This window comes from Bacillus sp. D7-8 (genome assembly GCF_052055895.1).
Lineage (GTDB): Bacteria > Bacillota > Bacilli > Bacillales > Bacillaceae > Bacillus > Bacillus velezensis.
Genome location: NZ_CP179922.1, coordinates 551,266 through 574,243, shown reverse-complemented (window position 1 = coordinate 574,243; position 22,978 = coordinate 551,266). Strand labels below are relative to the sequence as shown.

Annotated in this window: 24 protein-coding genes; 12 read left to right on the top strand and 12 right to left on the bottom strand. The window is 45.3% G+C overall.

Annotation, left to right across the window (positions count from 1 at the left end):
* Positions 1 to 5: 5 nt before the first annotated feature.
* Entirely contained in the window at positions 6 to 1,217 is a 1,212-nt protein-coding gene (locus ACKTRM_RS03025; RefSeq protein WP_012116945.1) for a Bcr/CflA family efflux MFS transporter, read from the bottom strand.
* 145 nt (positions 1,218 to 1,362) lie between these two features.
* Positions 1,363 to 2,496, bottom strand: coding sequence for a glycerol dehydrogenase (locus ACKTRM_RS03020; RefSeq protein ID WP_023356746.1), 1,134 nt, complete (start codon positions 2,494 to 2,496; stop codon positions 1,363 to 1,365).
* Between the two features lie 282 nt (positions 2,497 to 2,778).
* Here ACKTRM_RS03020 and ACKTRM_RS03015 point away from each other — a divergent pair, with 282 nt between their 5' ends.
* The 4 genes from ACKTRM_RS03015 (at position 2,779) to ACKTRM_RS03000 (ending at position 7,033) form a co-directional block, all read left to right on the top strand.
* Positions 2,779 to 3,636 (top strand): YitT family protein, encoded by an 858-nt coding sequence (locus ACKTRM_RS03015; RefSeq protein ID WP_003156057.1) that lies wholly within the window; start codon positions 2,779 to 2,781, stop codon positions 3,634 to 3,636.
* 115 nt (positions 3,637 to 3,751) lie between these two features.
* Positions 3,752 to 4,279 carry a GNAT family N-acetyltransferase gene (locus tag ACKTRM_RS03010; protein WP_012116943.1) on the top strand — a complete coding sequence of 176 codons (528 nt, stop codon included), beginning with the start codon at positions 3,752 to 3,754 and terminating at the stop codon, positions 4,277 to 4,279.
* A gap of 277 nt (positions 4,280 to 4,556) precedes the next feature.
* The gene (gene abc-f, locus ACKTRM_RS03005) at positions 4,557 to 6,185 is read left to right on the top strand and encodes a ribosomal protection-like ABC-F family protein (RefSeq protein ID WP_012116942.1); all 1,629 of its coding nucleotides are present in this window, start codon (positions 4,557 to 4,559) and stop codon (positions 6,183 to 6,185) included.
* A gap of 125 nt (positions 6,186 to 6,310) precedes the next feature.
* Complete coding sequence (locus tag ACKTRM_RS03000) at positions 6,311 to 7,033, top strand: gamma-glutamyl-gamma-aminobutyrate hydrolase family protein (RefSeq protein ID WP_012116941.1); 723 nt, start codon at positions 6,311 to 6,313, stop codon at positions 7,031 to 7,033.
* Between the two features lie 33 nt (positions 7,034 to 7,066).
* Here ACKTRM_RS03000 and ACKTRM_RS02995 read toward each other — a convergent pair whose 3' ends face one another.
* The 3 genes from ACKTRM_RS02995 to ACKTRM_RS02985 form a co-directional block, all read right to left on the bottom strand.
* Positions 7,067 to 9,220, bottom strand: a complete 2,154-nt coding sequence (locus tag ACKTRM_RS02995) for an MMPL family transporter (protein WP_012116940.1) — start codon at positions 9,218 to 9,220, stop codon at positions 7,067 to 7,069.
* Positions 9,221 to 9,318: 98 nt separating this feature from the next.
* Positions 9,319 to 9,954: a response regulator transcription factor gene (locus tag ACKTRM_RS02990; protein WP_012116939.1), complete on the bottom strand. Its 636-nt coding sequence runs from the start codon at positions 9,952 to 9,954 to the stop codon at positions 9,319 to 9,321.
* Positions 9,947 to 11,107, bottom strand: a complete 1,161-nt coding sequence (locus tag ACKTRM_RS02985) for a sensor histidine kinase (protein WP_049753467.1) — start codon at positions 11,105 to 11,107, stop codon at positions 9,947 to 9,949. The genes ACKTRM_RS02990 and ACKTRM_RS02985 overlap by 8 nt, the downstream gene beginning before the upstream one ends.
* Positions 11,108 to 11,662: 555 nt before the next feature.
* On the opposite strand from ACKTRM_RS02985, the gene ACKTRM_RS02980 reads away from it, so the two are divergent.
* Genes ACKTRM_RS02980 through ACKTRM_RS02960 form a run of 5 tightly spaced genes read left to right on the top strand, consistent with a single transcriptional unit; the run spans position 11,663 to position 13,980 of the window.
* Entirely contained in the window at positions 11,663 to 11,908 is a 246-nt protein-coding gene (locus ACKTRM_RS02980; protein WP_012116937.1) for a hypothetical protein, read from the top strand.
* Between the two features lie 17 nt (positions 11,909 to 11,925).
* The gene (locus tag ACKTRM_RS02975) at positions 11,926 to 12,294 is read left to right on the top strand and encodes a spore coat protein (RefSeq protein ID WP_012116936.1); all 369 of its coding nucleotides are present in this window, start codon (positions 11,926 to 11,928) and stop codon (positions 12,292 to 12,294) included.
* Between the two features lie 18 nt (positions 12,295 to 12,312).
* The gene (locus tag ACKTRM_RS02970; RefSeq protein ID WP_012116935.1) at positions 12,313 to 13,449 is read left to right on the top strand and encodes a zinc-dependent alcohol dehydrogenase; all 1,137 of its coding nucleotides are present in this window, start codon (positions 12,313 to 12,315) and stop codon (positions 13,447 to 13,449) included.
* A gap of 18 nt (positions 13,450 to 13,467) precedes the next feature.
* A complete protein-coding gene (locus ACKTRM_RS02965) occupies positions 13,468 to 13,665 on the top strand; it encodes a hypothetical protein (RefSeq protein WP_012116934.1) in 198 nt (65 codons plus the stop codon).
* A 15-nt stretch (positions 13,666 to 13,680) separates the two neighbouring features.
* Complete coding sequence (locus ACKTRM_RS02960; protein ID WP_012116933.1) at positions 13,681 to 13,980, top strand: spore coat protein; 300 nt, start codon at positions 13,681 to 13,683, stop codon at positions 13,978 to 13,980.
* Between the two features lie 65 nt (positions 13,981 to 14,045).
* Here ACKTRM_RS02960 and pdxR read toward each other — a convergent pair whose 3' ends face one another.
* Complete coding sequence (pdxR, locus tag ACKTRM_RS02955; protein WP_012116932.1) at positions 14,046 to 15,434, bottom strand: MocR-like pyridoxine biosynthesis transcription factor PdxR; 1,389 nt, start codon at positions 15,432 to 15,434, stop codon at positions 14,046 to 14,048.
* Between the two features lie 126 nt (positions 15,435 to 15,560).
* Between pdxR and ACKTRM_RS02950 the strand changes: the two genes are divergently transcribed.
* The gene (locus ACKTRM_RS02950; protein ID WP_012116931.1) at positions 15,561 to 16,445 is read left to right on the top strand and encodes a DMT family transporter; all 885 of its coding nucleotides are present in this window, start codon (positions 15,561 to 15,563) and stop codon (positions 16,443 to 16,445) included.
* 77 nt (positions 16,446 to 16,522) lie between these two features.
* On the opposite strand, the gene ACKTRM_RS02945 is transcribed toward ACKTRM_RS02950, so the two are convergent.
* Entirely contained in the window at positions 16,523 to 17,101 is a 579-nt protein-coding gene (locus ACKTRM_RS02945; protein WP_007409331.1) for a TetR/AcrR family transcriptional regulator, read from the bottom strand.
* A gap of 258 nt (positions 17,102 to 17,359) precedes the next feature.
* Between ACKTRM_RS02945 and ACKTRM_RS02940 the strand changes: the two genes are divergently transcribed.
* Positions 17,360 to 18,550, top strand: a complete 1,191-nt coding sequence (locus ACKTRM_RS02940) for an MFS transporter (RefSeq protein ID WP_012116929.1) — start codon at positions 17,360 to 17,362, stop codon at positions 18,548 to 18,550.
* 91 nt (positions 18,551 to 18,641) lie between these two features.
* Here ACKTRM_RS02940 and ACKTRM_RS02935 read toward each other — a convergent pair whose 3' ends face one another.
* From ACKTRM_RS02935 to ACKTRM_RS02920, 4 genes are all read right to left on the bottom strand, one after another.
* Entirely contained in the window at positions 18,642 to 19,271 is a 630-nt protein-coding gene (locus ACKTRM_RS02935) for a TVP38/TMEM64 family protein (RefSeq protein ID WP_012116928.1), read from the bottom strand.
* A 126-nt stretch (positions 19,272 to 19,397) separates the two neighbouring features.
* On the bottom strand, positions 19,398 to 20,471 hold the full coding sequence (locus tag ACKTRM_RS02930; protein ID WP_012116927.1) for a sensor histidine kinase: 1,074 nt from the start codon (positions 20,469 to 20,471) through the stop codon (positions 19,398 to 19,400).
* Positions 20,468 to 21,154, bottom strand: coding sequence for a response regulator transcription factor (locus ACKTRM_RS02925; protein ID WP_012116926.1), 687 nt, complete (start codon positions 21,152 to 21,154; stop codon positions 20,468 to 20,470). The genes ACKTRM_RS02930 and ACKTRM_RS02925 overlap by 4 nt, the downstream gene beginning before the upstream one ends.
* A complete protein-coding gene (locus tag ACKTRM_RS02920) occupies positions 21,126 to 21,734 on the bottom strand; it encodes a class I SAM-dependent methyltransferase (protein ID WP_012116925.1) in 609 nt (202 codons plus the stop codon). Before ACKTRM_RS02920 ends, ACKTRM_RS02925 begins: the two co-directional genes overlap by 29 nt.
* 207 nt (positions 21,735 to 21,941) lie before the next feature.
* Between ACKTRM_RS02920 and ACKTRM_RS02915 the strand changes: the two genes are divergently transcribed.
* The gene (locus ACKTRM_RS02915; RefSeq protein WP_023356743.1) at positions 21,942 to 22,304 is read left to right on the top strand and encodes a hypothetical protein; all 363 of its coding nucleotides are present in this window, start codon (positions 21,942 to 21,944) and stop codon (positions 22,302 to 22,304) included.
* Positions 22,305 to 22,351: 47 nt separating this feature from the next.
* On the opposite strand, the gene ACKTRM_RS02910 is transcribed toward ACKTRM_RS02915, so the two are convergent.
* Positions 22,352 to 22,972, bottom strand: coding sequence for an FMN-binding negative transcriptional regulator (locus tag ACKTRM_RS02910; protein WP_012116924.1), 621 nt, complete (start codon positions 22,970 to 22,972; stop codon positions 22,352 to 22,354).
* Positions 22,973 to 22,978: the final 6 nt, after the last annotated feature.

Sequence of the window (22,978 nt, the reverse complement as noted above, 5' to 3'; positions counted from 1 at the left end):
TCATTTCACTCCTTTTTTGCTTTCTCCGGTTTTGTTGTTAAGGCGAAAAAAGCGATGGAACCGATAACGGATGTCGTGAACATAATTGCCCCCATCGGCACGGCCGTCGCTTCATTCATCCCCACAAGCGGCGACACGATGGAACCGAGAAGAAGCGGAAGCATGCCGAGCAGTGCGCTTGCGCTTCCAGCGCGGTGTCCCTGCTTTTCCATCGCCAATGTAAAGGTGCTTGTCAGCGTCATGCCGATCGTAATCATATAAATAAAAATTGAAATCACCAGTGCCGCGAGCGGCCCGTGAATGATCGTCATGACGAGCAGAACGGCAGTCGCCGTCATCGCTGTAATCACGCCGATTCTCAGCAGGCTTTTTTCGTGAATGATCCCGCCGAAACGCCCGATGATAAAGCTTCCGGTAATGATCGCCAGACCGTTTATGCCGAATAAAACACTGAATACCTGAGGCGAGACTCCGTAAATATCCTGATACACGAAAGGCGTTCCGGAGACATACGCAAAGCTCCCGCCGTGAATAAAACCGACCGTCAGCGCATAGCCGATAAATGACCGATCCTTCAGCAGGCTTCCCATTGTCCGCACGGAATTTCCGATGGAGCTCGGAATCCGCTTTTCCGGCGGCAGGGTTTCTGTCAGCTTGAGCGCAATGATGAGAACAAGCAAAAACCCGATAAAGGTTAAAAAGAGAAAAATCGTATGCCATGATGCAAACGGAAGCAGTAAAATCGCGCCTCCCGTCATCGGCGCCACCATCGGCGCGACGGCGGTAATGACCATCAGCAGCGAGAAAAATTTAGAAAGCTCTCTTCCCGTAAACACATCTCTGACGATTGCACGGGATAAAACGAGTCCTGCCGAAGCGGTGAATCCTTGAAGAAAACGGGCAATCACTAATGTAGTAATGTTCGGTGCAAGCGCGCAAAAAAGAGAAAACAACGCAAATAAAAAAATACATAGTAATAACGGTTTTCTTCTTCCCTTCGCGTCACTTAACGGGCCGACAACAACCTGTCCGATTGTCAGTCCGATCAGACATGCGGTTAAGCTGAGCTGGACAAGCGATGCGCGGGCGCTTAAATCTTCAGCGATTTCAGGGAAACTCGGCAGATACATATCTATATTGAGCGGCCCCAGTATCGCAAGCATTCCGAGAAGAAAAGCCAGCGCAAGCCGCTCCTTACCGGTCGGATTATGCAGCATATCGTTCCCACCTTTCCTTTGTCAATCTCTCAAAACATTTGTATATTGTATCATAATTTTTTCTTTATTTTTAAAAGTTTTCAAAGGGCATAAAAAAACCAAGGGCTGTAACAGCCCTTGGGTCCGGGTCACGCGGTAAAAGCTTTTACGCGTGTTTTTCTTTAAATGCTTTTGCGTATTGATCAGCCGCTATAATGGCATCCGCCACGTCGTCAGCCGCCACGTCAAAAGCGGCATGAATCGTTTCTTCTTCAATCGTCGCGGCTTCTGCCACTTTCATAATGTCCTCTTTAGATGCGTCTTTCAATTTGATGTCTTCCAGTGTGACAGGCAGCCCCAAGCTGATATAAAACGCGATATACCGCTCAATTTCCTCAAGCGAACGTTTTTCCAGCGCCAATTGAACGAGCGTGCCGAATGCCACTTTTTCACCGTGGGTCAAGTGATGGATTTCACCTTCAAGCGCGGTAAATCCGTTATGAATGGCATGCGCCGCAGCTAAGCCGCCGCTTTCAAATCCCAGTCCGCTCAGAAGTGTATTGGCTTCAACCACCGCTTCCAATGCGGGCGTAACGGCTTTCGCTTTCACAGACTCATAAGCGAGATGGCCGTATTTGAATAATACCGCTTCACATTTTTCCGCGATAGCCTCTCCGGCGATTGTCGGAATTCCGCCTGCCATCGTTTTACCGCCATTGGCGATGACACTGCGCGCCTCTATCCACGTCGCCATCGCATCGGCAATCCCTGATGCTAAAAAGCGCGGCGGAGCTTCCGCGACGATTTTCGTATCGACCAGAACCAGGTCAGGATTCTTATGATAGAAACGATAGTTTTCGAACGCGCCTTGTTCAGAATACACGACAGACAGCCCGCTTGTCGGAGCATCCGTTGAAGCGGCCGTCGGCACGATAACGGTATAGCCGTTTATTTCATCTGATACGGCTTTGGCCGTATCAAGCGTTTTACCGCCGCCGACTCCGATGACAATAGTCGCGCCTGCTTTTTCTGCGATGCCGGCAATTCTTTTCATTTCTTCCTGGGAGGCTTCGCCGTTGAAAACCGCCTCTTCAGAAGAGATATTGCTTTTCTTTAATTCAGCCGTCACCTTGTGGCCCGCGATATCCCATACGGTTTTGTCCGCGATGACGACGGCTTTTTCACCAACGCCCTCCAGATGTCCGCCGATCGTTTCAATGGCGTTTTTTCCCTGCACGTATTTGGCCGGACTGATAAAAATTCGTTCCAATGTCATCATCCCTTCTTCGTTGTCTCTCATTACATTTCTCTTATTGATAGAGCAGAAATGAAAACTCTTCTGATATAATTCCTCGTTTTAAATTGATTTAAACCTCATATACACTGCAGAAAAATCAATTTTCACGGCATTGACAAGATGTGAAGGTGTCTATATAATCTTCGATATTGAAGCTGATCATTCTTTACTGAATGAACAAACGAGATTGTGAATGATTCGTCTTAAAAATTATTTAGTTCTGCTGGATAATTTTTGAGGCGTTTTTGTTTTTTATATATTTTTGACTGCAGAGGAGGTTTGCACATGAAGAACATTTGCAAGGATATACTGATGATTATGGCCGGAGCCTTTCTTATTGCGGCGTCCGTGGAATTTTTCGTCATCCCGAATCATTTAGGGGACGGCAGCACCGTGGGAATCGCTCTCGTGTTATATTATCTTTTCCATATACCTGCAAGTATTACGACTCTGGTTGTAAATTTGATTTTTATCGGGCTGGCTTATAAATTTTTAACGAAAAAAACGATTTTATACACGATACTCGGTACGGGAATGACTTCTGTTTTTCTCAGCATCGTCAGCTTTATTCCGTTCGGCGTGCACGATATGGTGCTCGGGATTGTATTCGGCGCTCTGCTGATGGGAGCGGGGCTGGCATTGATCTTTATTGCTGACGGATCTACCGGCGGGACCACGCTGTTGGCGTATTTATTGAATTACACAAAGGGCTTTAATATCTCCAAAAGCATGTTTTATATGGATTGTGTCATCATTTTCGCATCCGTTTTAGCGATCGGCATCAATCATATGCTGTATACGTTTATATTCGTATATCTGTGCGCCAAAATCGTCGATATTGTCATTGAGGGTTTCCATAATAAAAAAGCTCTCACCATTATGTCTGACCAATACGAAGAAATCGCCAAAGCCATCACCTCCGAGTACGGCAACGCGGCGACGATTTTTTACGGATACGGGTATTACGGCAGCAAAGACAAGCGCATTATCTATGTTGTCATTAAAAAGAACGAATTGCTGAAAATCAAAAAACATGTTCAAAAAATTGATCCTAAATCATTTATCGTTATTCATGAAGTAAAAGAAGCTGTCGGAGGGCAATTCGGGTTTACAAACCTGCCCGCCGCCGCAAATGAAAAATAACCGCCTGCAGTGTATAGCTGCAGGCTTTTTTTATTCGGCTCTTCCCCGCTCAAAGGTTTTTACATTTTTCAATCGAAGTAGTAGATGAAATCTTTTTGATGGAGGAACATAAAAAATGAATATCAAAACTGACAGGCTCATAATTCGGACATTTGAACCGGAAGATTGGCAGGATGTCTATGCGTACACCTCAAATCCGAATGTCATGAAATATATACCAGAGGGTGTCTTTACCGAAGAAGATGTTAGGAAATTCGTTACTGAAAACAGCGGTGAACATGCCGGGAAGTTTCCCGTTTTATTGAAGGATGAGAAAACGGTCATTGGCCACATTGCTTTTTTTCAGTATTTTGGCGATCATACGTATGAAATCGGCTGGGTGTTTCACCCGGAATACCAGGGCAAAGGATATGCTTCAGAGGCGGCGCGCGCCGTGCTGGCATTCGGGTTTAACAAGATGAAATTACACCGGATCATTGCGACATGTCAGCCGGAAAACATGGCTTCGCACCGGGTGATGGAAAAGATCGGGATGAGACGGGAAGGCTTTTTTAAAAAATGCATTCCCCATGATAATGAATGGTGGGATGAATATTATTATGCCGTTTTAGAAGAAGAGTGGGAAGCCTCCAACCTGGAATAAAAAGGCTTATACCCTTTGCTTTTACAGATAAGTGTGTGCTACACTGTTCGTAACAAATACGAAGGGATGATGGGTGGACAATGATTAACTAATCTTATTTTGACCGTTTGAAATCAAATATTTCAAATCAGAAAAAATAGGATTAGTCTGCCCATTTTCTATACGATACGAAAGCTATGTAAAAATAGCTTATTTGATCATGCACAGGTACGGCTAATCCTTCCAAATCAATTGGGAGGATTTTTTTGGTCCTCCCTTTAAAGCGAGGGATTGACATATGAAAGAAATGTTAAAAATAAGCGGCATCAGTTATGAAATCAACAGCGTTCCCCTTTTTGAACAGATCAGCGCGAGCGTTCAGCAAGGTGACATCATCGGCGTTATCGGTAAAAACGGCGCCGGCAAATCGTTATTGCTGCAATTGATCTGCAATCAAAAAGCGCCGTCACAAGGACAGATCCAGATGATGCAAGATGTGAACATATATATGGTGGAACAAGAAACGGAAGCTTATGATTCCGGCCATCCGGAGCCTGCGGAGGCAGCCTTGTTGGAAAAGTGGAACGTGCCCGCACGCGCCTTTTCGCAATTAAGCGGCGGAGAAAAACTGAAAGCCCGTCTTGCCAAAGGTTTCTCCTCCTCAAGCAGCCTTTTGTTATTAGATGAGCCGACGAACCACCTCGATCAGCACAGTTTAGAAATACTGCTAAATCAGATCAAGAATTACAAAGGCACCATTATTTTTGTTTCGCATGATCGTGCTTTTATAGATGCAGCCGCGACAAAAATCTGGGCCATCGAAGGAAAGAAACTCATTGAACATAAAGGGAATTATTCAAGCTATATGGAGGTCCGCAAACAGAGAAGACTGACACAGCAGCGCGAATATGAGAATCAGCAGAATATGGTCAAAAGGATTGAAGCTCAAATGAACGAGCTGAGCGCCTGGTCAAAAAAAGCCCACGCCCAATCAACGAAAATAGAAGGGTTTAAAGAATACCATCGCGTAAAAGCAAAACGCACGGACGCCCAGATTAAATCAAAGCAGAAGCGTCTTGAAAAAGAGCTTGAAAAAGCGAAAGCAGAACCGGTTGAAGCGGAGTATGAAGTCCGTTTTTCCATTGAGCACCGCAAAAAAGCGGGAAAGCGTTTTTTAGAAGTAAGGGATGTCACAAAGTCATATGACGGACGAACGCTTTTCAAAAACGTGAATTTCACTGTGATGCACGGTGAAAAGATCGCGATTACAGGCCCGAACGGCAGCGGGAAAACAACATTATTGAAGGTCATCCTCGGGCAGGAAAAAGCGCAGGGCAGCATATGGATTTCTCCGTCTGCAAACGTCGGATATTTAACGCAGGAAGTATTCGACCTCCCGCTTGATAAAACCCCCGAACAGCTTTTTTACAAAGAAACGTTCGAGGAAAGAGGAAATGTTCAATCTCTCATGAAGCATTTAGGATTTACCGCGGCGCAATGGACGGAACCCATCGGCAAGATGAGCATGGGAGAGCGGGTCAAATGCAAACTGATGGCGTTTATTTTAGAGGAGAAAGATGTGCTGATTCTGGATGAGCCGACAAACCACCTTGATCTGCCGTCACGCGAGCAGCTTGAAGACACTTTGGCCCGATACGACGGAACGCTCATCATCGTATCTCATGATCGTTACTTTGTCGAAAAGACGACGGACATCCGGCTTGATATCTCAAACGGCAGCGTCCGAAAACAATGGAAAGAATCTCCCTCCGTCAGGGACGATGCTGAAGAACTGCGATTGAAGCTTGAGACCGAACGGCAGGAAGTCCTCGGAAAACTCAGCTTCATGACGCCGGCTGATAAACAATATCGTGAGCTTGATCAAAAATTCAAAGAGCTGACGGAAGAGATCAAGAAATTGAAATGAATGAAAAACCCGTGACTGTCACGGGTTTTACTTTGGAAAGCTCACGTATCATGAAGAATAATTTCAAACTGATTTGTACAACCTACGTTCAGATTAATTATGAGCATGGTTCAGGGGGGCGAAGAATGGCCAAACACATCGGAATTACGGGAAACATTATGGCTGATCAATCCGGCCCTTTCCCGGGTTATAATCGGGCATATGTCAATAATGATTATATTCAGTCTGTTTCTGAGGCCGGCGGTGTGCCGTTTATATTGCCGGTGATTCAAGAGACGGCGCTTTTAAAGGAACAGGTCTCTCATGTTGACGGGATCATTCTGTCCGGCGGTCAGGATATAGACCCGCTGTTTTACGGTGAAGAACCTTTACAGGCTTTAAGAAAGACCTTTCCTGATCGGGACGCCTACGAGAAGGAGCTGATTCTCACGGCGGTTGCTTTAGAAAAGCCGATTCTGGCCATCTGCCGGGGGATGCATATGTTAAACGTCACTTACGGGGGAACTTTATATCAAGACCTGACACACGCTTCGTTTGCTGACATTAAGCATGATCAAGAAAAAGATCCGCCGTTAAAAACCCATCATGTTTCTTTTGAAAAAGGGACACGTCTTCATTCCTTGTTTGGCGATTCAGCGCGGGTGAATTCATTCCATCACCAGATCATAAAAGAGACGGCGCCTTCGTTTAAAGCCTCGGCTTATGCGAAAGACGGGGCCATTGAAGCGATTGAACGGACGGGTGAATTATTTGTCGTCGGCGTGCAATGGCATCCCGAAATGCTGACAAAAAAACATGAAGACATGAAAAAGCTTTTTTCTCATTTCATGGATGCGGTCAGCACATAAAAAAAGCAGATCATAACGATCTGCTTTTTCATTTTATTCTTCCGGTTTCTCCGGTGTTTTGCCTTGTGTCAGCTTATGGCCTTCGATATCCACGTTCGGAATGATTTTATCCAGCCACTTCGGCAAGTACCAGGCCGCATGTCCCATCAGCTTCATGACACTCGGAATAATGGTCATTCTTACAATGAACGCATCAAAAAGCACACCGAAGGTCATTGCCAAGCCCATGGATTTGATCGTAGCTTCTCCCGCAAAGATGAATCCCGCAAAGACGAAAATCATGATCAGTCCCGCCGCTGTTACGACAGGTCCGCTATGTTTCAATCCGGCATGAATGGCTTGTACCGGATTTTTTGTTTTGACATATTCTTCTCTCATTCTGCTGACAAGGAATACTTGATAATCCATCGCCAGTCCGAAAAGAATACCGATCGCCAAAATAGGCAGGAAGGCGAGAATCGGACCTTTTTCCGGAATGCTGAGCAAGCCGGTGAAATTTCCATCCTGCAGGACGAATACCGATAAGCCGAGTGTAGCAGTCATCGTCAGCAAAAAGCCGACGACAGCGGCAAGCGGCACGAGAAGCGAGCGGAAAACAACGGTCAGCAATACAAACGCAAACCCGACAATGAGAATGGCGAATTCCGGAATGGCATCGTTTAACCGGTCTGAAATATCAATGTTCACCGCGGTTGACCCGGTGACGAGCAGGCGGATGCCGTTTTTGTCTGATCGTTTCCGTATATCCTGCACTAACTCTTTCGTTGCCTTATCATTCGGCCCGGTTTCAGGCACTGCCGTAATGATGGCATAGTCCCCTTTTTCGTTCGGCATGGCAGGTGTGACGCTCGCCACATTGTGCAAGTCCTTCATTTCTTTCACGGCGCCTTGAAATGCTTCACTTTTGTTCCCCTTGACCCCTTTTGCATCGGCAACAATTGTCAACTTGCCGTTAAAGCCTTCGCCGAATCCTTTAGACAAAAGATCATAGGCGCGGCGATCCGGGCTGTCTTTCGCTTTCATTCCCGCATCAGGCAGCCCCAGCTCTAAATGCATGGCCGGCAGACTGATGACGGCTAAAAGAATGATGCTGAAAATGCTTAACAGAATAGGCTTCTTTGTAACGAAGCGCCCCCAGCCATTCGTGCCGGCGCTTTTCTTTTCTTTCTTCTTGTATGATTTCGGAATCATCCGTTTTCCCGCGATTGACAACACCGCAGGCACCAGCGTTACTGATGCCAATACAGCCATCAGCACACTGAGTGCCGCAGTCAACCCCATGGCAGACATGAAAGGAATGCCGACAACAGTCAATCCGCAAAGCGCGACGATCACGGTCAGTCCCGCAAAAACGACGGCGCTGCCTGCCGTTCCCGCGGCTTTCGCGATCGATTCATTTTTTTGTACACCTTCGCCCAAAAACTGACGATGCTTCGTAAAGATAAACAGCGCATAATCAATTCCGACGGCCAGTCCGATCATTCCGGATAATGAGAGACTGACCGAGGCTATCGTAAAGAACTGTGTCCCAATTAACGTCAGCGCGATGCTTACACCTAACCCAATCAGGGCCGTGACAATCGGAAGCCCCGCGATGACTAATGAACCAAACGTAATGGCCAGAACGACGAATGCCAGCACAACGCCGACAATTTCAGATACACCGCCGATTTCAACACCGGCCCCCGGCACATCGCCGCTGAGCTCCGTCTGCAGGCCCTTGTCTCCGGCGGCGGACAGACTGTGTTTCATATGTGAAACAGACGCATCCGTAATGTCATCCGCCGCTTTTTTGTACGACACATCGGCATACGCCACTGATCCGTCTTTAGAAATGGTTCCTGTCTCAAAAGGACTTGCAATCGAAGCGACTGAATGATCGGTTTTGATCTTCTTTAATGTCTCTTCAACCGCTTGTTTTTCCGGTTTTGACGTCAATTTCTTCCCGTCTTCAGCTCCGAAAATAACCCGTATGCTTCCTTTATCGGGACCCTTTGAAAATTCTTTTTGAATGATATCCATCGCCTTTTCAGAAGGTGTGTCGGGAATTGACATATCCTCAGAAAAAGCAGGTTTTAACGAGATGGCGATCACAACCGAAGCGATCAGTATCACGAGCCACGCACTGATCATTTTTAATCGATTGCGGGCAGACCATCCCCCTAATTTATATAAAAAACCAGACATCGAATACTCCTCTCCAATCATTACTTTCTGCCTAATTGTAGTTCACATTCACATAAAAAAAACGTACATAAGGGCATGTACGTTTGGGCAGTTTTTCATTATATATTCAGTTTCAGAATGCCTTTTTGCATGGCAATGGTGACGGCTTCCGTCCGCGAATCAGCGCCTAATTTGTTATAAATCGATGTTAATCTCGCTTTTACCGTCCGCTCTGAGATTCCTAAATCGAAGGCGATCGCTTTGCTTTTATGTCCTTGCGCAACGGCTTCTAGAACTATGATTTCCTTGTCCGTCAGCTGTGTTTCATTGGCATTTGCCCGTTCCATTTTCATTTCCCGGAAACGCCGCAAGATGTCCGGCTGCAGAAGCACTTCTCCCCTGACCGCCGCATCCATCGTATGAAATAAGGTTTCTGAGCTTGTGTCTTTCAGCAGATAACCGTTCGCGCCTGATTCAATGCCTTCTATCATCAGATGATCTTCATTATAGGTCGTCAAAATAATAATCGGCACATCAGAATGCTCTTTTATCTGTTTAATGGCTTCCAGCCCGCTCATTTCCGGCATGTACAGATCCATGAGAATGACATCGGGCTTTAGTTCCTCTGCGAGGCGGACGGCGGTTTTCCCGTTTTCCGCCTCTCCCGTTATGGTGTAATGGTCATTTGTTTCTATCAAAAGCTTCAGACCTTCTCTGACGACAAGATGGTCATCTGCTATTAACACTTTATACATGTTCCGCCTCTCCTTGAATTGGTATGATGATCTCAATTTGAGTTCCCGCTGATCTGGCGCTTGTTATACGGAAAGTGCCGTTCATCATATTGACGCGTTCTTGTATCCCAAGCAGCCCGTAATGTCCGCTTTTTCTCATTTCTGTTCCGGCATCAAAGCCTTTCCCGTCATCTTTGACGGTTATGCGGATTTGTCCCTCTTCTTCCTGAACGGATACCCAGACATTCTTTGCTTCTGCATGCTTGGCGGCGTTTGTCAGGCCTTCTCCGATCATGTAATGGCAATTCTCCGCCGTATGAACGTCAAGCACATGATGCACGCTGTAATCTAAAAAACAAGACAGCCCGGAGGCTTCTGTAAAATGGTTGATTTGTTCAGTGATGCTTTCTTTTAAGAACCCGATCTCTTCTGATGTGCTGCGAAGGTTGTCAATGGCCGAGCGCGCATCAGCCAATGTGCCCTTCACTCTGTCCATTGACTGGCTGATGATGTCTTTCGCTCTGTCAGTGTTACCCTTTGAAAGATGAACATGCACCGCTTCAAGCTGCATATGCAAGCTGACCAATCCTTGGGCAAGCGTATCGTGCAAGTCTCTCGCCATCCGCTGCCTTTCATTCTGAAGCGTCAGCTGTTTCACTTGCCGGTGAGCGAGCTCTAATTTTTCAAGCGTCATCTGTGTTTTTATTTTTTCATCAACTTGCGCGAAAAATGTGGCCGCATACGTGATAATCACGATCATGATGGGAGCGGCGATAACGATGAAACGCAGCAGATGATGCGGATGCTCCTCGTGCAAAGCTGTTATGGACATTAAAATGAACAGATAGAGTATGAGCAGCGTTTTTCCCTTATCCGCCATTCCGATAATCTGCCCGATTAAAAAGGCATAGAGACCGACGACAACCGCAATATAGCCGCCGGTCATCAAGTTAGCCGATGTATATATGATAAATCCCTGTATGATGAAATAAAGAAACGTTTTTTTCTTCACCCAGCGATGGGAATGCCAGTGCAGCACGGTAAAAATGACGATCAATATTGTGAATAACAGCAGCAAAAAAACCGTCCAGCTTTCATAAATGTACTGCAAAGAGACTGATGCGGCATATACCATTAAAATAAACGCCAGACCGGGCACCCGAAGCGCAAGCATATGCAATGAACGTCTGTCACGGGAGACATAGTCTTCTTGATGTTTTGTACCAAACAATCTCTGTCCACTTCCTTTTAGCCGACCGGCCTCACGAGGTTTTATTCTATTTGTCATCATACCATAAGTGCCTGCTTCTCACCTTCCCCTTCTTTCCTGCATGACGGGTGAAAGAAAAAACAGCCTGCGGGATTTTTCGCAAGCTGCTTTTGTGGGATTAATTATATTGCGTTCAGCTCATTGATCGGTCTGTTAAGCGCCAGCCGGATGATCTCGCGGAAGGGAACCAGGTTCGTTGCCCCGGTCAGCGTTCTGTTTGTTATCACTGGGATATTTGTCATCAGCGAAGGTTGTTTTTCCGCTTTCAAAAGCATCGTGTTTGCCGGACTTATCATCTTCGGGATATTGTGACAGAAGGAAGCGATTATGCTTCCTCTTTTTTGATGTACCGTCAGATTTCTTCTCTCTTTTTTCTTATAAACAAAATTTGTAAGACTAGACCTCTTTTCTCAGGGGAAATTAATTACGTATTTTTAGAAAGGGAGGTTTCAGACGATTATGGATAAGCGTGAATTAGCGGCTCACGAGTCGCTGGACTTACATGAACTGATTAACTTTAAGACGCTTTGTGTCGCGAAATCCAAGCTCATGCAAGGGCTTGTGTTTGATCAGGATCTGAAAACGTTAATGGAAAAAGACGTTCAGCAAGCCTCTCAAGACCTGGCTGATCTGCAGGCGGTTTATGAACGGGCAACGTTTCAGGCTCCCGTTCCTCAAAACCGGCCGACTTCGATCATCAATTGAAAGGAAGGTAAGCATCATTGAATCATGACCATTTAGATCCGATCAATTCATTACATGTCCCTGAACTTGCGGATATGACATTCGCAATGGATTTTCTCATACGCGCCAAAGAAGGCGTCAGAAATACCGCCGTTGCTTTAACAGAAACCGCTTCACCTGATGTAAGAGCTTTGCTGCGCAAACAGCTCATGCAGGGAATCACGATGCATCAGGAGATAACAGACTTGATGGTCAGCAAAAAGTGGTTTCACCCGCATGATCTGAGCGAACAGTATAAATTGGATCAGCTCTCTGCGAAAAATACCCTCATGGTCGGAAGCATGAACCTGTTTCCCGTTGAAACGAACAGAAAAGGGATGTTTGACCGCACACCTGATGAACATTAACACTGGAGGTATTACAGCATGAAGGCCGTAACATATCAAGGAGTGAAAAACGTCGTTGTGAAAGACGTGCCTGATCCGAAGATTGAAAAACACGATGACATGATTATAAAAGTCACAAGTACGGCAATTTGCGGATCAGATTTACATTTAATCCACGGACTCATCCCGAATTTGCAGGAAGACTACATCATCGGCCATGAACCGATGGGCATCGTGGAAGAAACCGGTCCCGGCGTGACGAAAGTCAAAAAAGGGGACCGCGTCATTATTCCTTTTAATATCGCCTGCGGAGAATGCGTTTATTGTAAAAATCACCTGGAAAGCCAATGTGATCAATCAAATGAGAACGGCGATATAGGCGCTTATTTCGGCTATTCAGGAAATGCCGGCGGCTATCCGGGAGGCCAGGCGGAGTATTTGCGCGTTCCATTTGCGAACTTTACTCATTTTAAAGTTCCCGAAACATGCGAAGAACCGGATGAGAAACTGAGTGTTATTGCCGATGCGATGACAACCGGCTTTTGGAGCGTTGACAATGCCGGCGTAAAAGAAGGCGATACAGTTATCGTTCTCGGCTGCGGGCCCGTGGGCCTTTTCGCTCAAAAATTCTGCTGGTTAAAGGGAGCGAAACGCGTAATAGCCGTAGACTATGTCTACTACCGTCTCCAGCATGCGAAACGGACGAATAAAGTGGAAATCGTGAACTTCGAAGACCACGAAAATACGGGCAGCTACCTGAAGGAAATAACCAAAGGCGGCGCCGACGTGGTCATTGACGCCGTCGGCATGGACGGGAAAATGACAGACCTTGAGTTCCTCGCCAGCGGATTAAAACTTCAAGGCGGAGCGATGAGCGCTTTAGTCATTGCCTCCCAAGCGGTGCGCAAAGGCGGAACGATCCAGATTACGGGTGTGTATGGCGGGAGATATAACGGTTTTCCTCTTGGCGATATCATGCAGCGAAACGTCAATATCCGATCAGGACAAGCTCCGGTTATCCATTATATGCCGTATATGTTTGAACTGGTGTCAACCGGCAAAATTGATCCGGGCGATGTTGTAAGCCATGTCATTCCGCTTAGTGAAGCGAAGCACGGCTATGAGATGTTTGACACGAAAACAGATGATTGCATAAAAGTTGTACTCAAACCTTAAAGAACGGAGGCTACAGAAATGGCCCGCGCCTTACATGAATTACTCGAAATTCAGGAGATGGCTTCTTTTAAGTCACTTTGTCTGACGAAATCTAAAACCATGAAAGCGCTCGTATCCGATCCGCAGCTGAAAGAAATCATGCAGCAGGATGTGGATACATCAACAAGGCAATTGCAGGAATTTGCCTCAATTTTATCTGATGCACAGCATGAATGAGGAGATGAATGACGAATGAATCCGATTATGGAATACTTGACGGGAATGAATGCACTGACAGACCAAATTGTCGCAATGGATTTATTAAATTCGGCAAAAAGCGGTGTCAGAAACTATGCGATGGCGGCGACGGAAGCCGGAACGCCTGAAGTGAAAGCGATCCTCACCCGTCACTTAGAAGAAGCCATCGACATGCATGAGCAAATCTCACGCTATATGATGGAAAAAGGCTGGTATCACCCGTGGAACACAAATGAACAAGTCCGGCTCAATTTGCAAAATATTGATACGGCGCTCCGCCTGCCCGTCCTATAAATCGTTTTGCTGCTGAGACTGCATCCCTGACTCAAGCTTCAGTATTTCAAGCTGTGAGCTGCCTTTTACAGCGCCCAGGCGGCTCTCAGTTTTTTTATGCCTTCTTGTATATCGGTTTCAGAAACCCCCGCGAAACCGAGGGAAACTGTTTTTTCAGGGACCTGTTTTTGATAGGTAAGAGACACGGGATAGATTTTGACGCCTTGTTCCTCCGCCTTTTCAATCAGCTCTTTTTCACTGAAAGGCAGCTGAACGTCAAGTAAAATCCGCAGTCCGGAATTTTCTCCGCGAATCCTGACGTATTGTCCCAGCTCGCGCCGCACGGCCTCTAATAATACCGCTCTTTTTTTCCGGTACAGCTTTCTCATTCTGTTAATATGTTTCTGCCACTCTCCGCTTTTGATAAATTGAGCCAGCGTCAGCTGACTGTGGCAGGAGACGGTCTGTTTATATAAAGAAGCGATTTCCCTGCCTTTTTCAATAAGCGGCAAAGGAAGAATCATATAGCTGATGCGCAGCGAAGGAAGCAGAGATTGGGAAAACGTCCCCATATAAATGACACGGTGATGCTGATCAAGCCCCTGCAATGATGGGATCGGCTGGCCGGTGTATCGGAATTCACCGTCATAATCATCTTCTATAATGAACGATTGATGTTCCTTCGCCCATTTCAGCAGCTGAATCCTTCTGTTTACCGGCATAATCGTTCCTAACGTAAATTGATGAGAAGGCGTGACATATACAAGACGCGGCCGCTCTTCATTCAGCTTCCGGATACAGACTCCTTCATCATCGACGGGTATCGGAATGATCTTCATGTGATTGGCTTTAAAAATCTCCCTCGCTCTCGGATAACCCGGATCTTCATATCCGATGGATAGATTTGATTCAAATATTTTGCACAGCATTTGCAAAAGAGCAGGGTTCCCGGCGCCGACTATCACTTGTTCAGGACGGCAATTCACCCCGCGCGACTGATATAAGTACTCCGAAATGAGCGTTCTCAGTTCAAGCTCGCCCAAATCATCCCCGGACCGATACAGCTCATGCCCGTATTGATCTAAGCTTGCAACCATGCTTTTGCGCCATGCCGAAAAAGGAAAATGAGCGGCATCCACAGTGCCGTAGTGAAAATCAATCCATTGGCGGTCTTCCTTCGCCTTTGTTTGAACAGGCGAAGCGCCCGGCTTTTTCACATAGACGGCGTCCGAGTCATAATCGGCAAACCATCCGCTTCTCGGCTTGCTGACAATATAGCCTTCGGCGGCAAGCTGTTCATAGGCACGCTCCACAGTCGTCTGACTGATGGAAAGCTGACTTGACAAAAGCCTTTTTGAAGGAAGCTTCAGTCCTTTAGGAATACGGCCCTGATGCATATTTTCCTTAAAATGCCGATAAAGCTGCTGATAAAGCGGAATATCCAGATCTCTATTTAAAAATGGCGTGATATCCATTTTTACTCCCTCCAAACTGGCATTCTTCTTTTTATAAAAACTGGCCATTTGTATAAGGCCAATTTCAGTTTATAGTCATTATAAACTTTGAAAATGGGTTTAGAAATATATATTGGAGTGATTGGAATGAAGAAAGCCGCAAACGGCTGGATTAACGGATTTATCGGCGTGCTCATTTTCAGCGGCTCGCTTCCCGCGACCCGCTTGGCTGTAGCGGACTTTGACCCGGTATTTCTCACCGTATGCCGCGCCGCGATAGCCGGTATATTGGCAGGCGCTCTGCTCCTCATTTTTCAGGAGAAACGCCCTGCCAAAAGCGACATCATTTCACTAATAACAGTAGCGCTCGGCGTCGTGATCGGTTTCCCGCTGCTTACAGCCTTAGCGCTTCAGCATGTCACATCCGCTCATGCCATTGTCTACATCGGACTTCTCCCGCTTGCGACGGCGATCTTCGGCGTACTGCGAGGAGGCGAACGGCCCAGGCCGGTCTTTTGGATTTTCTCGGCTGCCGGCAGCATCCTCGTAGCCGGATATGCTCTGCTGCAAGGAGGAGAATCCTCTCCGCTCGGTGATACGTACATGATCGCTTCGATTATCGTGTGCGGTCTCGGTTATGCCGAAGGCGCCCGCCTCTCCCGGCGGCTTGGCAACTGGCAGGTGATCTCTTGGGCACTCGTTTTATCGCTTCCCCTTATGTTCATCCTGTCTTTCTGCTTCATGCCGGACTCATGGTCAAACATCGGCGCGCCCGCACTGCTCAGTCTTGCATATGTCTCAATATTCAGCATGCTGATCGGCTTCGTATTCTGGTATCGCGGACTCGCCCAGGGAGGCATCGCCGCGGTCGGACAGCTGCAGCTTCTGCAGCCTTTCTTCGGACTGTTGCTGGCCGCCATGATTCTCCATGAAAAAGCAGGATGGGAACTTGCGGCGGTGAATGTCGGCGTTATCGCTTGCGTGGCGGCCGCCCGGCAGTTCGCAAATCAATCAGAAAAGGCCGAACAATGAACTTGTTCGGCCTTTTCATTATATTCCGCCCATAGGCAGCAGAAGTCTGTATCTCTTTCACATGATCCGGCTATTTTTCAGGCAGGCTGAACTCCCTTAAACGCACTCATCACCAGATCATGCACATAGGAATCATTCACCTCATCACCTGTAATAAGCAGACGATAGAAAATCGGTCCGTAAATGAGATCGATGCTTACGTCAATATCAAGATTCTCTCTTAATTCACCTTTTTGAATTCCCTTTTCCAGAAGGCCTTTCGCTTGGAGGCGGCGGGGCTTGAAAAATCGCGTGCGATATTCTTCCGCCAATTTTGCATCCAGCTGCCCCGCACCGATTAATTCCTTAATAACGGTTCCTTCCCGGCTCGTCAAAAACCTTGCTAAATTCGTGGCGTGGGTCAATATATCTTGCACTGTTGATCCTGTATCGGGCACAGGCAGTCTGTCCGTAGCGGTCGAAAGAAAGCTGTCCATGATAACGGCAGCCTTGTTTGACCACCATTTATAAATCGTTGCCTTACTTACTTTGGCACGCTCAGCAATTTTATCGACTGTCACCGCGTCAAAGCCATTTTCCAACAATAGGTCATACGCTGCAGAAAGAATCGCCTTATGTGTTCCTTCATCGCGCGGCCGTCCTCGTTTACTCTGCACATGAATCATTCCTTCCTGAATTATAAACGATACGTTCAGTATACTTAACCTGTATAAAAAAAGAAAACAGAAACCTATTTACAAAACTGAACGTTTAGTATATTATTTGCTTATGATGAAACTAAACGTTCAGTTTATAAAATAACTTGAGGGAAGTCTTGATGAAACATAGACTCCAAAAGCCTCTGCGTAAAGGAGATGAATCAGCAAATCATTTATCAAGCATCATAAAAAACACTTAAAAAGGAGTTCATTCATATGGCTAAAGAAACCAAACAAACAGCAGATCAGGGAATTTCACCTTGTTTAACCCTTCTTCTCGCAACGGCATGCGGTATCATTGTCGCTAATCTTTATTATGCACAGCCCTTGGCAGGATTCATTAGTGCGGCAATCGGACTTTCTCCAAGCAGCGCCGGATTGATTGTCACGCTGACTCAAATCGGATACGTTGCCGGCTTACTGTTTCTCGTCCCTTTGGGAGACATTATCGAAAACAAAAAACTTGTCGTTGTATCGCTCCTTCTAAGCGCAGCCGCTTTGACACTGACAGCATTTGCGAAGCATGGAACACTGTTTTTAGCCGCTGCGTTTTTCATCGGACTGGGATCAATTGCAGCCCAAGTGCTAGTTCCGTTCGCATCATACCTTGCACCTGACGCCGCACGCGGCCGGGTTGTCGGCAATGTGATGAGCGGCTTGCTGCTCGGTATTATGCTTTCCCGTCCGATATCCAGTCTGGTCGCTGATGTATGGGGGTGGAATGCCATATTTGCTTTATCCGCCGCGTTAAGTGTTGTCCTGGCAATCGTCTTATCAAAAGTGCTTCCTGCCAGAAAACCAACAGCAAACACAAGCTACACCGTCTTACTCGGTTCAATGTGGAAGCTGCTGCGCACGACTCCGGTCTTACGCCGCCGTGCCATTTATCATGCGTTTGTATTTGGCGCTTTCAGCTTGTTCTGGACGACTGTACCTTTATTATTGTCCGGTCCTGCTTTTCATTTTTCTCAAAAGGCAATCGCGCTGTATGCATTAGCGGGCATTGCAGGTGCAGCGGCTGCACCGATAGGCGGCCGTCTGGCTGATCGCGGCTTGACCCGGCTTGCCACCGGAATCGCTCTCGGTGTTGTCATCGTTTCTTTATTACTCCCGCTCATGATTCAGAGCAGCTCCCCCGTCGGAATAGCAGTTCTGGTGGCCGCAGCTATCCTGTTGGATATGGGGGTATCTGCCAATCTCGTACTCAGTCAGCGTGCCATTTTTTCGTTGGCACCTGAATTTCGCAGCCGATTAAACGGATTATTTATGGCCATCTTCTTTCTGGGCGGTGCTATAGGATCATCAATCGGAGGATGGGCATACGCCTCAGGCGGGTGGAGTATCACATTATGGATTGGAATCGCGTTTCCAGTCATCGCATTGCTTTATTTCACCACGGAGAAATAAGCCATTCACCAAAAATAAGCCGTCAGGACCAAGCTGACAGCTTTTTTTGGTGTATTCTTCTTTACATCCTTCGGAACAAAAAACCCCTGTTTCATGAGTAATTTTGCTTCATGCGGTTCCACATTCTCACCGTTAAGATCGTAATCAATAGAAACGAAACGATTACTAACACAATACCTGTAATTGATTCACTGAAATTGATAACGACAAAGCTGGACAATAGCACCATAGGAATATTTGAAATCAATACAGTTAACATGTATGCAGAATACCTTAACCCGATTGCTGCCGATAAAAAACAAATCACATCCGTAGGAGCTGCCGGACAAATCATCCCCAATGCCAAAAACTTATAATTGTACGCCTCCAATAACACTTTCAAGTCAGGATATTTATCTTCCAGTAATTGAGTCGTTTTTTCGCTGGCGAATTTCCTTGAAAACAGATAAACCAATGTTTCGCTTATAAACAGGCCGGCCATTGATAATAAAATGCTGACCATCGGATCAAAGCAGATTCCGCCCAAAAACATCAGCGACATGCCGGGAATAAAAAAGAGAAGCCTGACGACCCACAAAGCCAAAAACAGCAGCATCGCGTATTCCGCATGCCCTGATATAAAGTCCGTTACATCATTCATATCAAATGACAGCACGTCCAGTTCCTTCAAACAATAAACGCCTAAAAACCATATACATAATAAAATCATTTTATTTTTCAATTTCTCCGCTCTCCTCGCTTTCCATCACATCATAAGCAAAAAAAATGAAGAAACAGCCGGTAAAATTCTTAAGGATTCTTAAGTTATTCTATGAAAAAAGCTTACGGAACGTTTGTCCCGCAAGCTCTAGTCAATCGGGTGTTCAACAGAAAAACGAAGCCATCCGCCGCTGTAATCCGCATGAATACGGCCGCTGTGAAGCTCAACAATTCTCTTTGAAATGGCAAGTCCGAGCCCGGTACCTTGATGACCCGTCCTGGCCTTATCTCCTCTGAAAAACCGTTCAAACAATTGATTGATATCGTCAGCAGTGAGATGTTCGGCCTTGTTTGACACTTGCAGAATTGCTTTTTCATCTTTTATTTCAAGGTTTATGAACAATTCAGATGGTTTGATGCTGTACTTCAGCGCATTCATAAAAAGATTATCATAAACGCGAACCATCTTTTCTATATCAATACAGACGGGAACATGCTCTTCCGTAATTGATTTTCGGACAGTTAATCGTCCCTTTTCAAACATGGGAATGTACTCTCCGGTGATTTGTTCCAATAGGGCTGACAAGTCTGTTTTGCTGCGGTTCAAAGTAACATCCGGACTCGATAAATGTGTATATTCAAACAGTTCATCTATTAAATATTTCAGCCTTTGCGATTTGGAATAAATCGTTTCAAGGTACTCCTGAAATTGAGCTTTACTGTTGTATTGTTCTTTTTTAAGCAGATCCAAATATCCGATAATTGATGTTAACGGGGTCCTTAAATCGTGAGATACACTTGAGATCAGCTCACTTTTCACTCGTTCTAATTGTCTTTCATGTTCAAATTTATTCTCTAATTCTTCGGACATATAATTGATATGTTGTGCAAGCTGTGTCAATTCATCCCTGCTTTCAGTCCTGATGGTCAAGCCTAAATTTCCATTGGCAATATGGTGAACACTCTCCGTAATGTGTTTCAAATATAATATTTTTTTCCGCACCAATAACAAAAAAACCGCAATAAAGGTCAAAATAGCTGCAGTAAATTGAATCAGTATCCTAAAATTAGCGTTTCCTTGGCTCACATCTGTTAAATAATTTATTTTGTACAGATATGAGATAGATAAAATAACAAGAATCAACACACCAAATGCAACAAGATAACTAATTGCGATCGCGATCAGAAGCCTGACAATCAGCTTATTTCCAAACTTCCTCATATTTTATATCCCGTTCCCCATACCGTTTTGATATAAATCGGATGTTTAGAATCCTCTTCTATCTTGTCTCTGATCTTTGTGATGTGGACCATTACGGTATTGTCCGACTTAAAAAAGTCTTCCTTCCATACCGCCTCATATATTTTTTCAACACTCATGACAATTCCTTTGTTTCTCGAAAGCAGCTCCAGAATATCAAACTCTTTCGGAGTGAGCCTGACTTCTTTCCCCCGCACCCACACCTGCCTTGTATCCGTATTAACGGTCAAATCACCGATTTCAATGACGTTCGCCGTGCTGATCGTATCTGTATTGTATTTTTTATACCTTCTCAGCTGCGATTTCACTCTGGCGATCAATTCCAATGGGTTAAACGGTTTCGTTAAATAATCATCTGCGCCGGAGGCCAGTCCTTGAATTTTATCCATATCCTCCGATTTGGCGGAAAGCATGATGATGGGCAGATTGCGTTCTTCTCTGATCTTCATGCATGCCTCAATCCCATCCATATTGGGCATCATAATATCCAAAATAATCAGGTCAAACTCCTTTTGCTCCAATAATTTCAATGCTTCAGCAGCATCTTCCGCCTTCTGTGTGTCTATTCCTTCATTTTCTAAATAGACAGAGATCAGGTTTCGGATATCTTTGTCATCATCCACGATAAGAATGCTTGTCCCCATATGAATCCTCCCTCGTTTTTTGCGGCAATGAACAGCTGAAAACATAAGCCGGCGGAAAATTCCTGAATTCTCTCCTTACTTCTGTTTTCGGAAAGAATTGCTCAATCAATGCCTTCTTATATTGAGTATATTGGAATGTAATGAATTCTCCATGATTTCTTAAGATGTTAGCTGTATCCTTCAAAATATCAGCAGACACTTTTTTCGGAAGGCTTGCAAAAGGAAGTCCTGAGACGACATAGTCGGCATAAGGGATTCCATGCTCCTTCATATGACTCTCAATATGTTCAGCCGATCCATGTACAATAAATAGGTTCTGTTCCTCTTTATATTTTTCTTGCAGCAAAGCATAAAATTCCTCATTTTGTTCTATCAATAAGATCATCGTCCCAGGCTGCCGTTTTTCAAGCAGTTTTTTTGTAAATACTCCCGTACCCGGCCCGTATTCAACAATGTATTCAGCTTTATGAAAATCAATTTTTCCCATCATCTTCTCAGCAAGAAAACGCGAGCTGGGCAGAACGGCGCCGACAGATCTGGGATTCATAATATATTGAAATAAAAATAACAGACGTTTCATCTTTAATCTCTCCATTTGTTTTGAATTTATAAAACACACTCTACATTCAAAACCTGAAGAAAAAGCCGTGAAAGTTCTTAAGAAATCTTAAGATATAAAAAAAGACGGCGGGATTTGCCGTCTTTTTCAGCTGCCGATTCTTTCAGCAGCGGTAAAAACCATGTCATAATATGTTAAGAAATAATTGCGCCAAAGGCAGGTGAACACATGAAGAAGTATTTATATAAGCACCTTTTGTTAACTCTCGTTTCGTCCGTTTGCTTTTTATTAGTCTTTTACATGAGTTTAAAAATGACACAAGAGGACACACCGCCGTTGTCTTCTTACCCGTTTTACCTTTTTATTTATCTTTACATAGCAGCCGGATATTTGACGGTCGGCCTTGTTTTAGCTTGTATGACTGATATCTTGAAGAACCGCTGGACATTCAATAAACCGTCTACCATTCTATTGAAACTTATCGTTTACTTACTCATACCGTATGCTATTTTTCATTCTTTCTTCATTTTAATGGCGCCGTTGATTTATGTGCTGTTTGAGTCGTTACTCATCCTGAGAAAAGCTTCATAACCTGAAAAAACATACCGCATGCTGCCGGTATGTTTTTAACATGCTTGTCAGTTGTTCGCAGTGATCCGTTTGATGTTTTCTTCCATCAAGCCGGAAATGAGCTGTTCGTTTGTATGAGGAATCTGTTTGAGCTGTTGTACGACCAGCCCTTGTCTTGCAGCTGAATGATTTTGACTCAGCTTTGCTTTCCCCTCTATTTTGCTGATTTTGATTTTAAAACCTTTTACCCCTTTGTTCATGCCTGCCAGCAATTTCGCATCGACATCCTCTAATTTGTACGGGCTGTCGGGGCTTTCGTATTTCAATACGAGATCACTCATCGACTGCACGGTTTCTTCCTCATCCAAAAGCTCCGCCTCTCCGTAAACATGAACCGCCACATAATTCCAAGTGGGTACAGCCTGATTCGTCTCATACCATTTAGGCGAGATATAACAATGAGGCCCTTGAAAAACGGCTAACACGTTTTGGCCATCAATCTCTTTCCATTGGGGGTTCGGCAATGCAAAATGACCGTATAAGCATTCGTTATTCTTACTCATCATCAATGGCAGATGGGTTGCATACGGCTTGCCTTCCGCCGTTGAAAACAATGCTGCGAAACCATACTCTTTGATGACATCGCACGCTTCAGCTTCACTCAGCTGAAATGGAGCCGGAATATACATACAAAA

What these genes read in the sequence shown, in the direction of transcription:
- ACKTRM_RS03025 (WP_012116945.1), bottom strand. Translation starts at nt 1,217, where the DNA reads ATGCTGCATAATCCGACCGGTAAGGAGCGGCTTGCGCTGGCTTTTCTT.
- ACKTRM_RS03020 (WP_023356746.1), bottom strand. Translation starts at nt 2,496, where the DNA reads ATGAGAGACAACGAAGAAGGGATGATGACATTGGAACGAATTTTTATC.
- ACKTRM_RS03015 (WP_003156057.1), top strand. Translation starts at nt 2,779, where the DNA reads ATGAAGAACATTTGCAAGGATATACTGATGATTATGGCCGGAGCCTTT.
- ACKTRM_RS03010 (WP_012116943.1), top strand. Translation starts at nt 3,752, where the DNA reads ATGAATATCAAAACTGACAGGCTCATAATTCGGACATTTGAACCGGAA.
- abc-f (WP_012116942.1), top strand. Translation starts at nt 4,557, where the DNA reads ATGAAAGAAATGTTAAAAATAAGCGGCATCAGTTATGAAATCAACAGC.
- ACKTRM_RS03000 (WP_012116941.1), top strand. Translation starts at nt 6,311, where the DNA reads ATGGCCAAACACATCGGAATTACGGGAAACATTATGGCTGATCAATCC.
- ACKTRM_RS02995 (WP_012116940.1), bottom strand. Translation starts at nt 9,220, where the DNA reads ATGTCTGGTTTTTTATATAAATTAGGGGGATGGTCTGCCCGCAATCGA.
- ACKTRM_RS02990 (WP_012116939.1), bottom strand. Translation starts at nt 9,954, where the DNA reads ATGTATAAAGTGTTAATAGCAGATGACCATCTTGTCGTCAGAGAAGGT.
- ACKTRM_RS02985 (WP_049753467.1), bottom strand. Translation starts at nt 11,107, where the DNA reads ATGCTTGCGCTTCGGGTGCCCGGTCTGGCGTTTATTTTAATGGTATAT.
- ACKTRM_RS02980 (WP_012116937.1), top strand. Translation starts at nt 11,663, where the DNA reads ATGGATAAGCGTGAATTAGCGGCTCACGAGTCGCTGGACTTACATGAA.
- ACKTRM_RS02970 (WP_012116935.1), top strand. Translation starts at nt 12,313, where the DNA reads ATGAAGGCCGTAACATATCAAGGAGTGAAAAACGTCGTTGTGAAAGAC.
- ACKTRM_RS02965 (WP_012116934.1), top strand. Translation starts at nt 13,468, where the DNA reads ATGGCCCGCGCCTTACATGAATTACTCGAAATTCAGGAGATGGCTTCT.
- ACKTRM_RS02960 (WP_012116933.1), top strand. Translation starts at nt 13,681, where the DNA reads ATGAATCCGATTATGGAATACTTGACGGGAATGAATGCACTGACAGAC.
- pdxR (WP_012116932.1), bottom strand. Translation starts at nt 15,434, where the DNA reads ATGGATATCACGCCATTTTTAAATAGAGATCTGGATATTCCGCTTTAT.
- ACKTRM_RS02950 (WP_012116931.1), top strand. Translation starts at nt 15,561, where the DNA reads ATGAAGAAAGCCGCAAACGGCTGGATTAACGGATTTATCGGCGTGCTC.
- ACKTRM_RS02940 (WP_012116929.1), top strand. Translation starts at nt 17,360, where the DNA reads ATGGCTAAAGAAACCAAACAAACAGCAGATCAGGGAATTTCACCTTGT.
- ACKTRM_RS02930 (WP_012116927.1), bottom strand. Translation starts at nt 20,471, where the DNA reads ATGAGGAAGTTTGGAAATAAGCTGATTGTCAGGCTTCTGATCGCGATC.
- ACKTRM_RS02925 (WP_012116926.1), bottom strand. Translation starts at nt 21,154, where the DNA reads ATGGGGACAAGCATTCTTATCGTGGATGATGACAAAGATATCCGAAAC.
- ACKTRM_RS02920 (WP_012116925.1), bottom strand. Translation starts at nt 21,734, where the DNA reads ATGAAACGTCTGTTATTTTTATTTCAATATATTATGAATCCCAGATCT.
- ACKTRM_RS02915 (WP_023356743.1), top strand. Translation starts at nt 21,942, where the DNA reads ATGAAGAAGTATTTATATAAGCACCTTTTGTTAACTCTCGTTTCGTCC.
- ACKTRM_RS02910 (WP_012116924.1), bottom strand. Translation starts at nt 22,972, where the DNA reads ATGTATATTCCGGCTCCATTTCAGCTGAGTGAAGCTGAAGCGTGCGAT.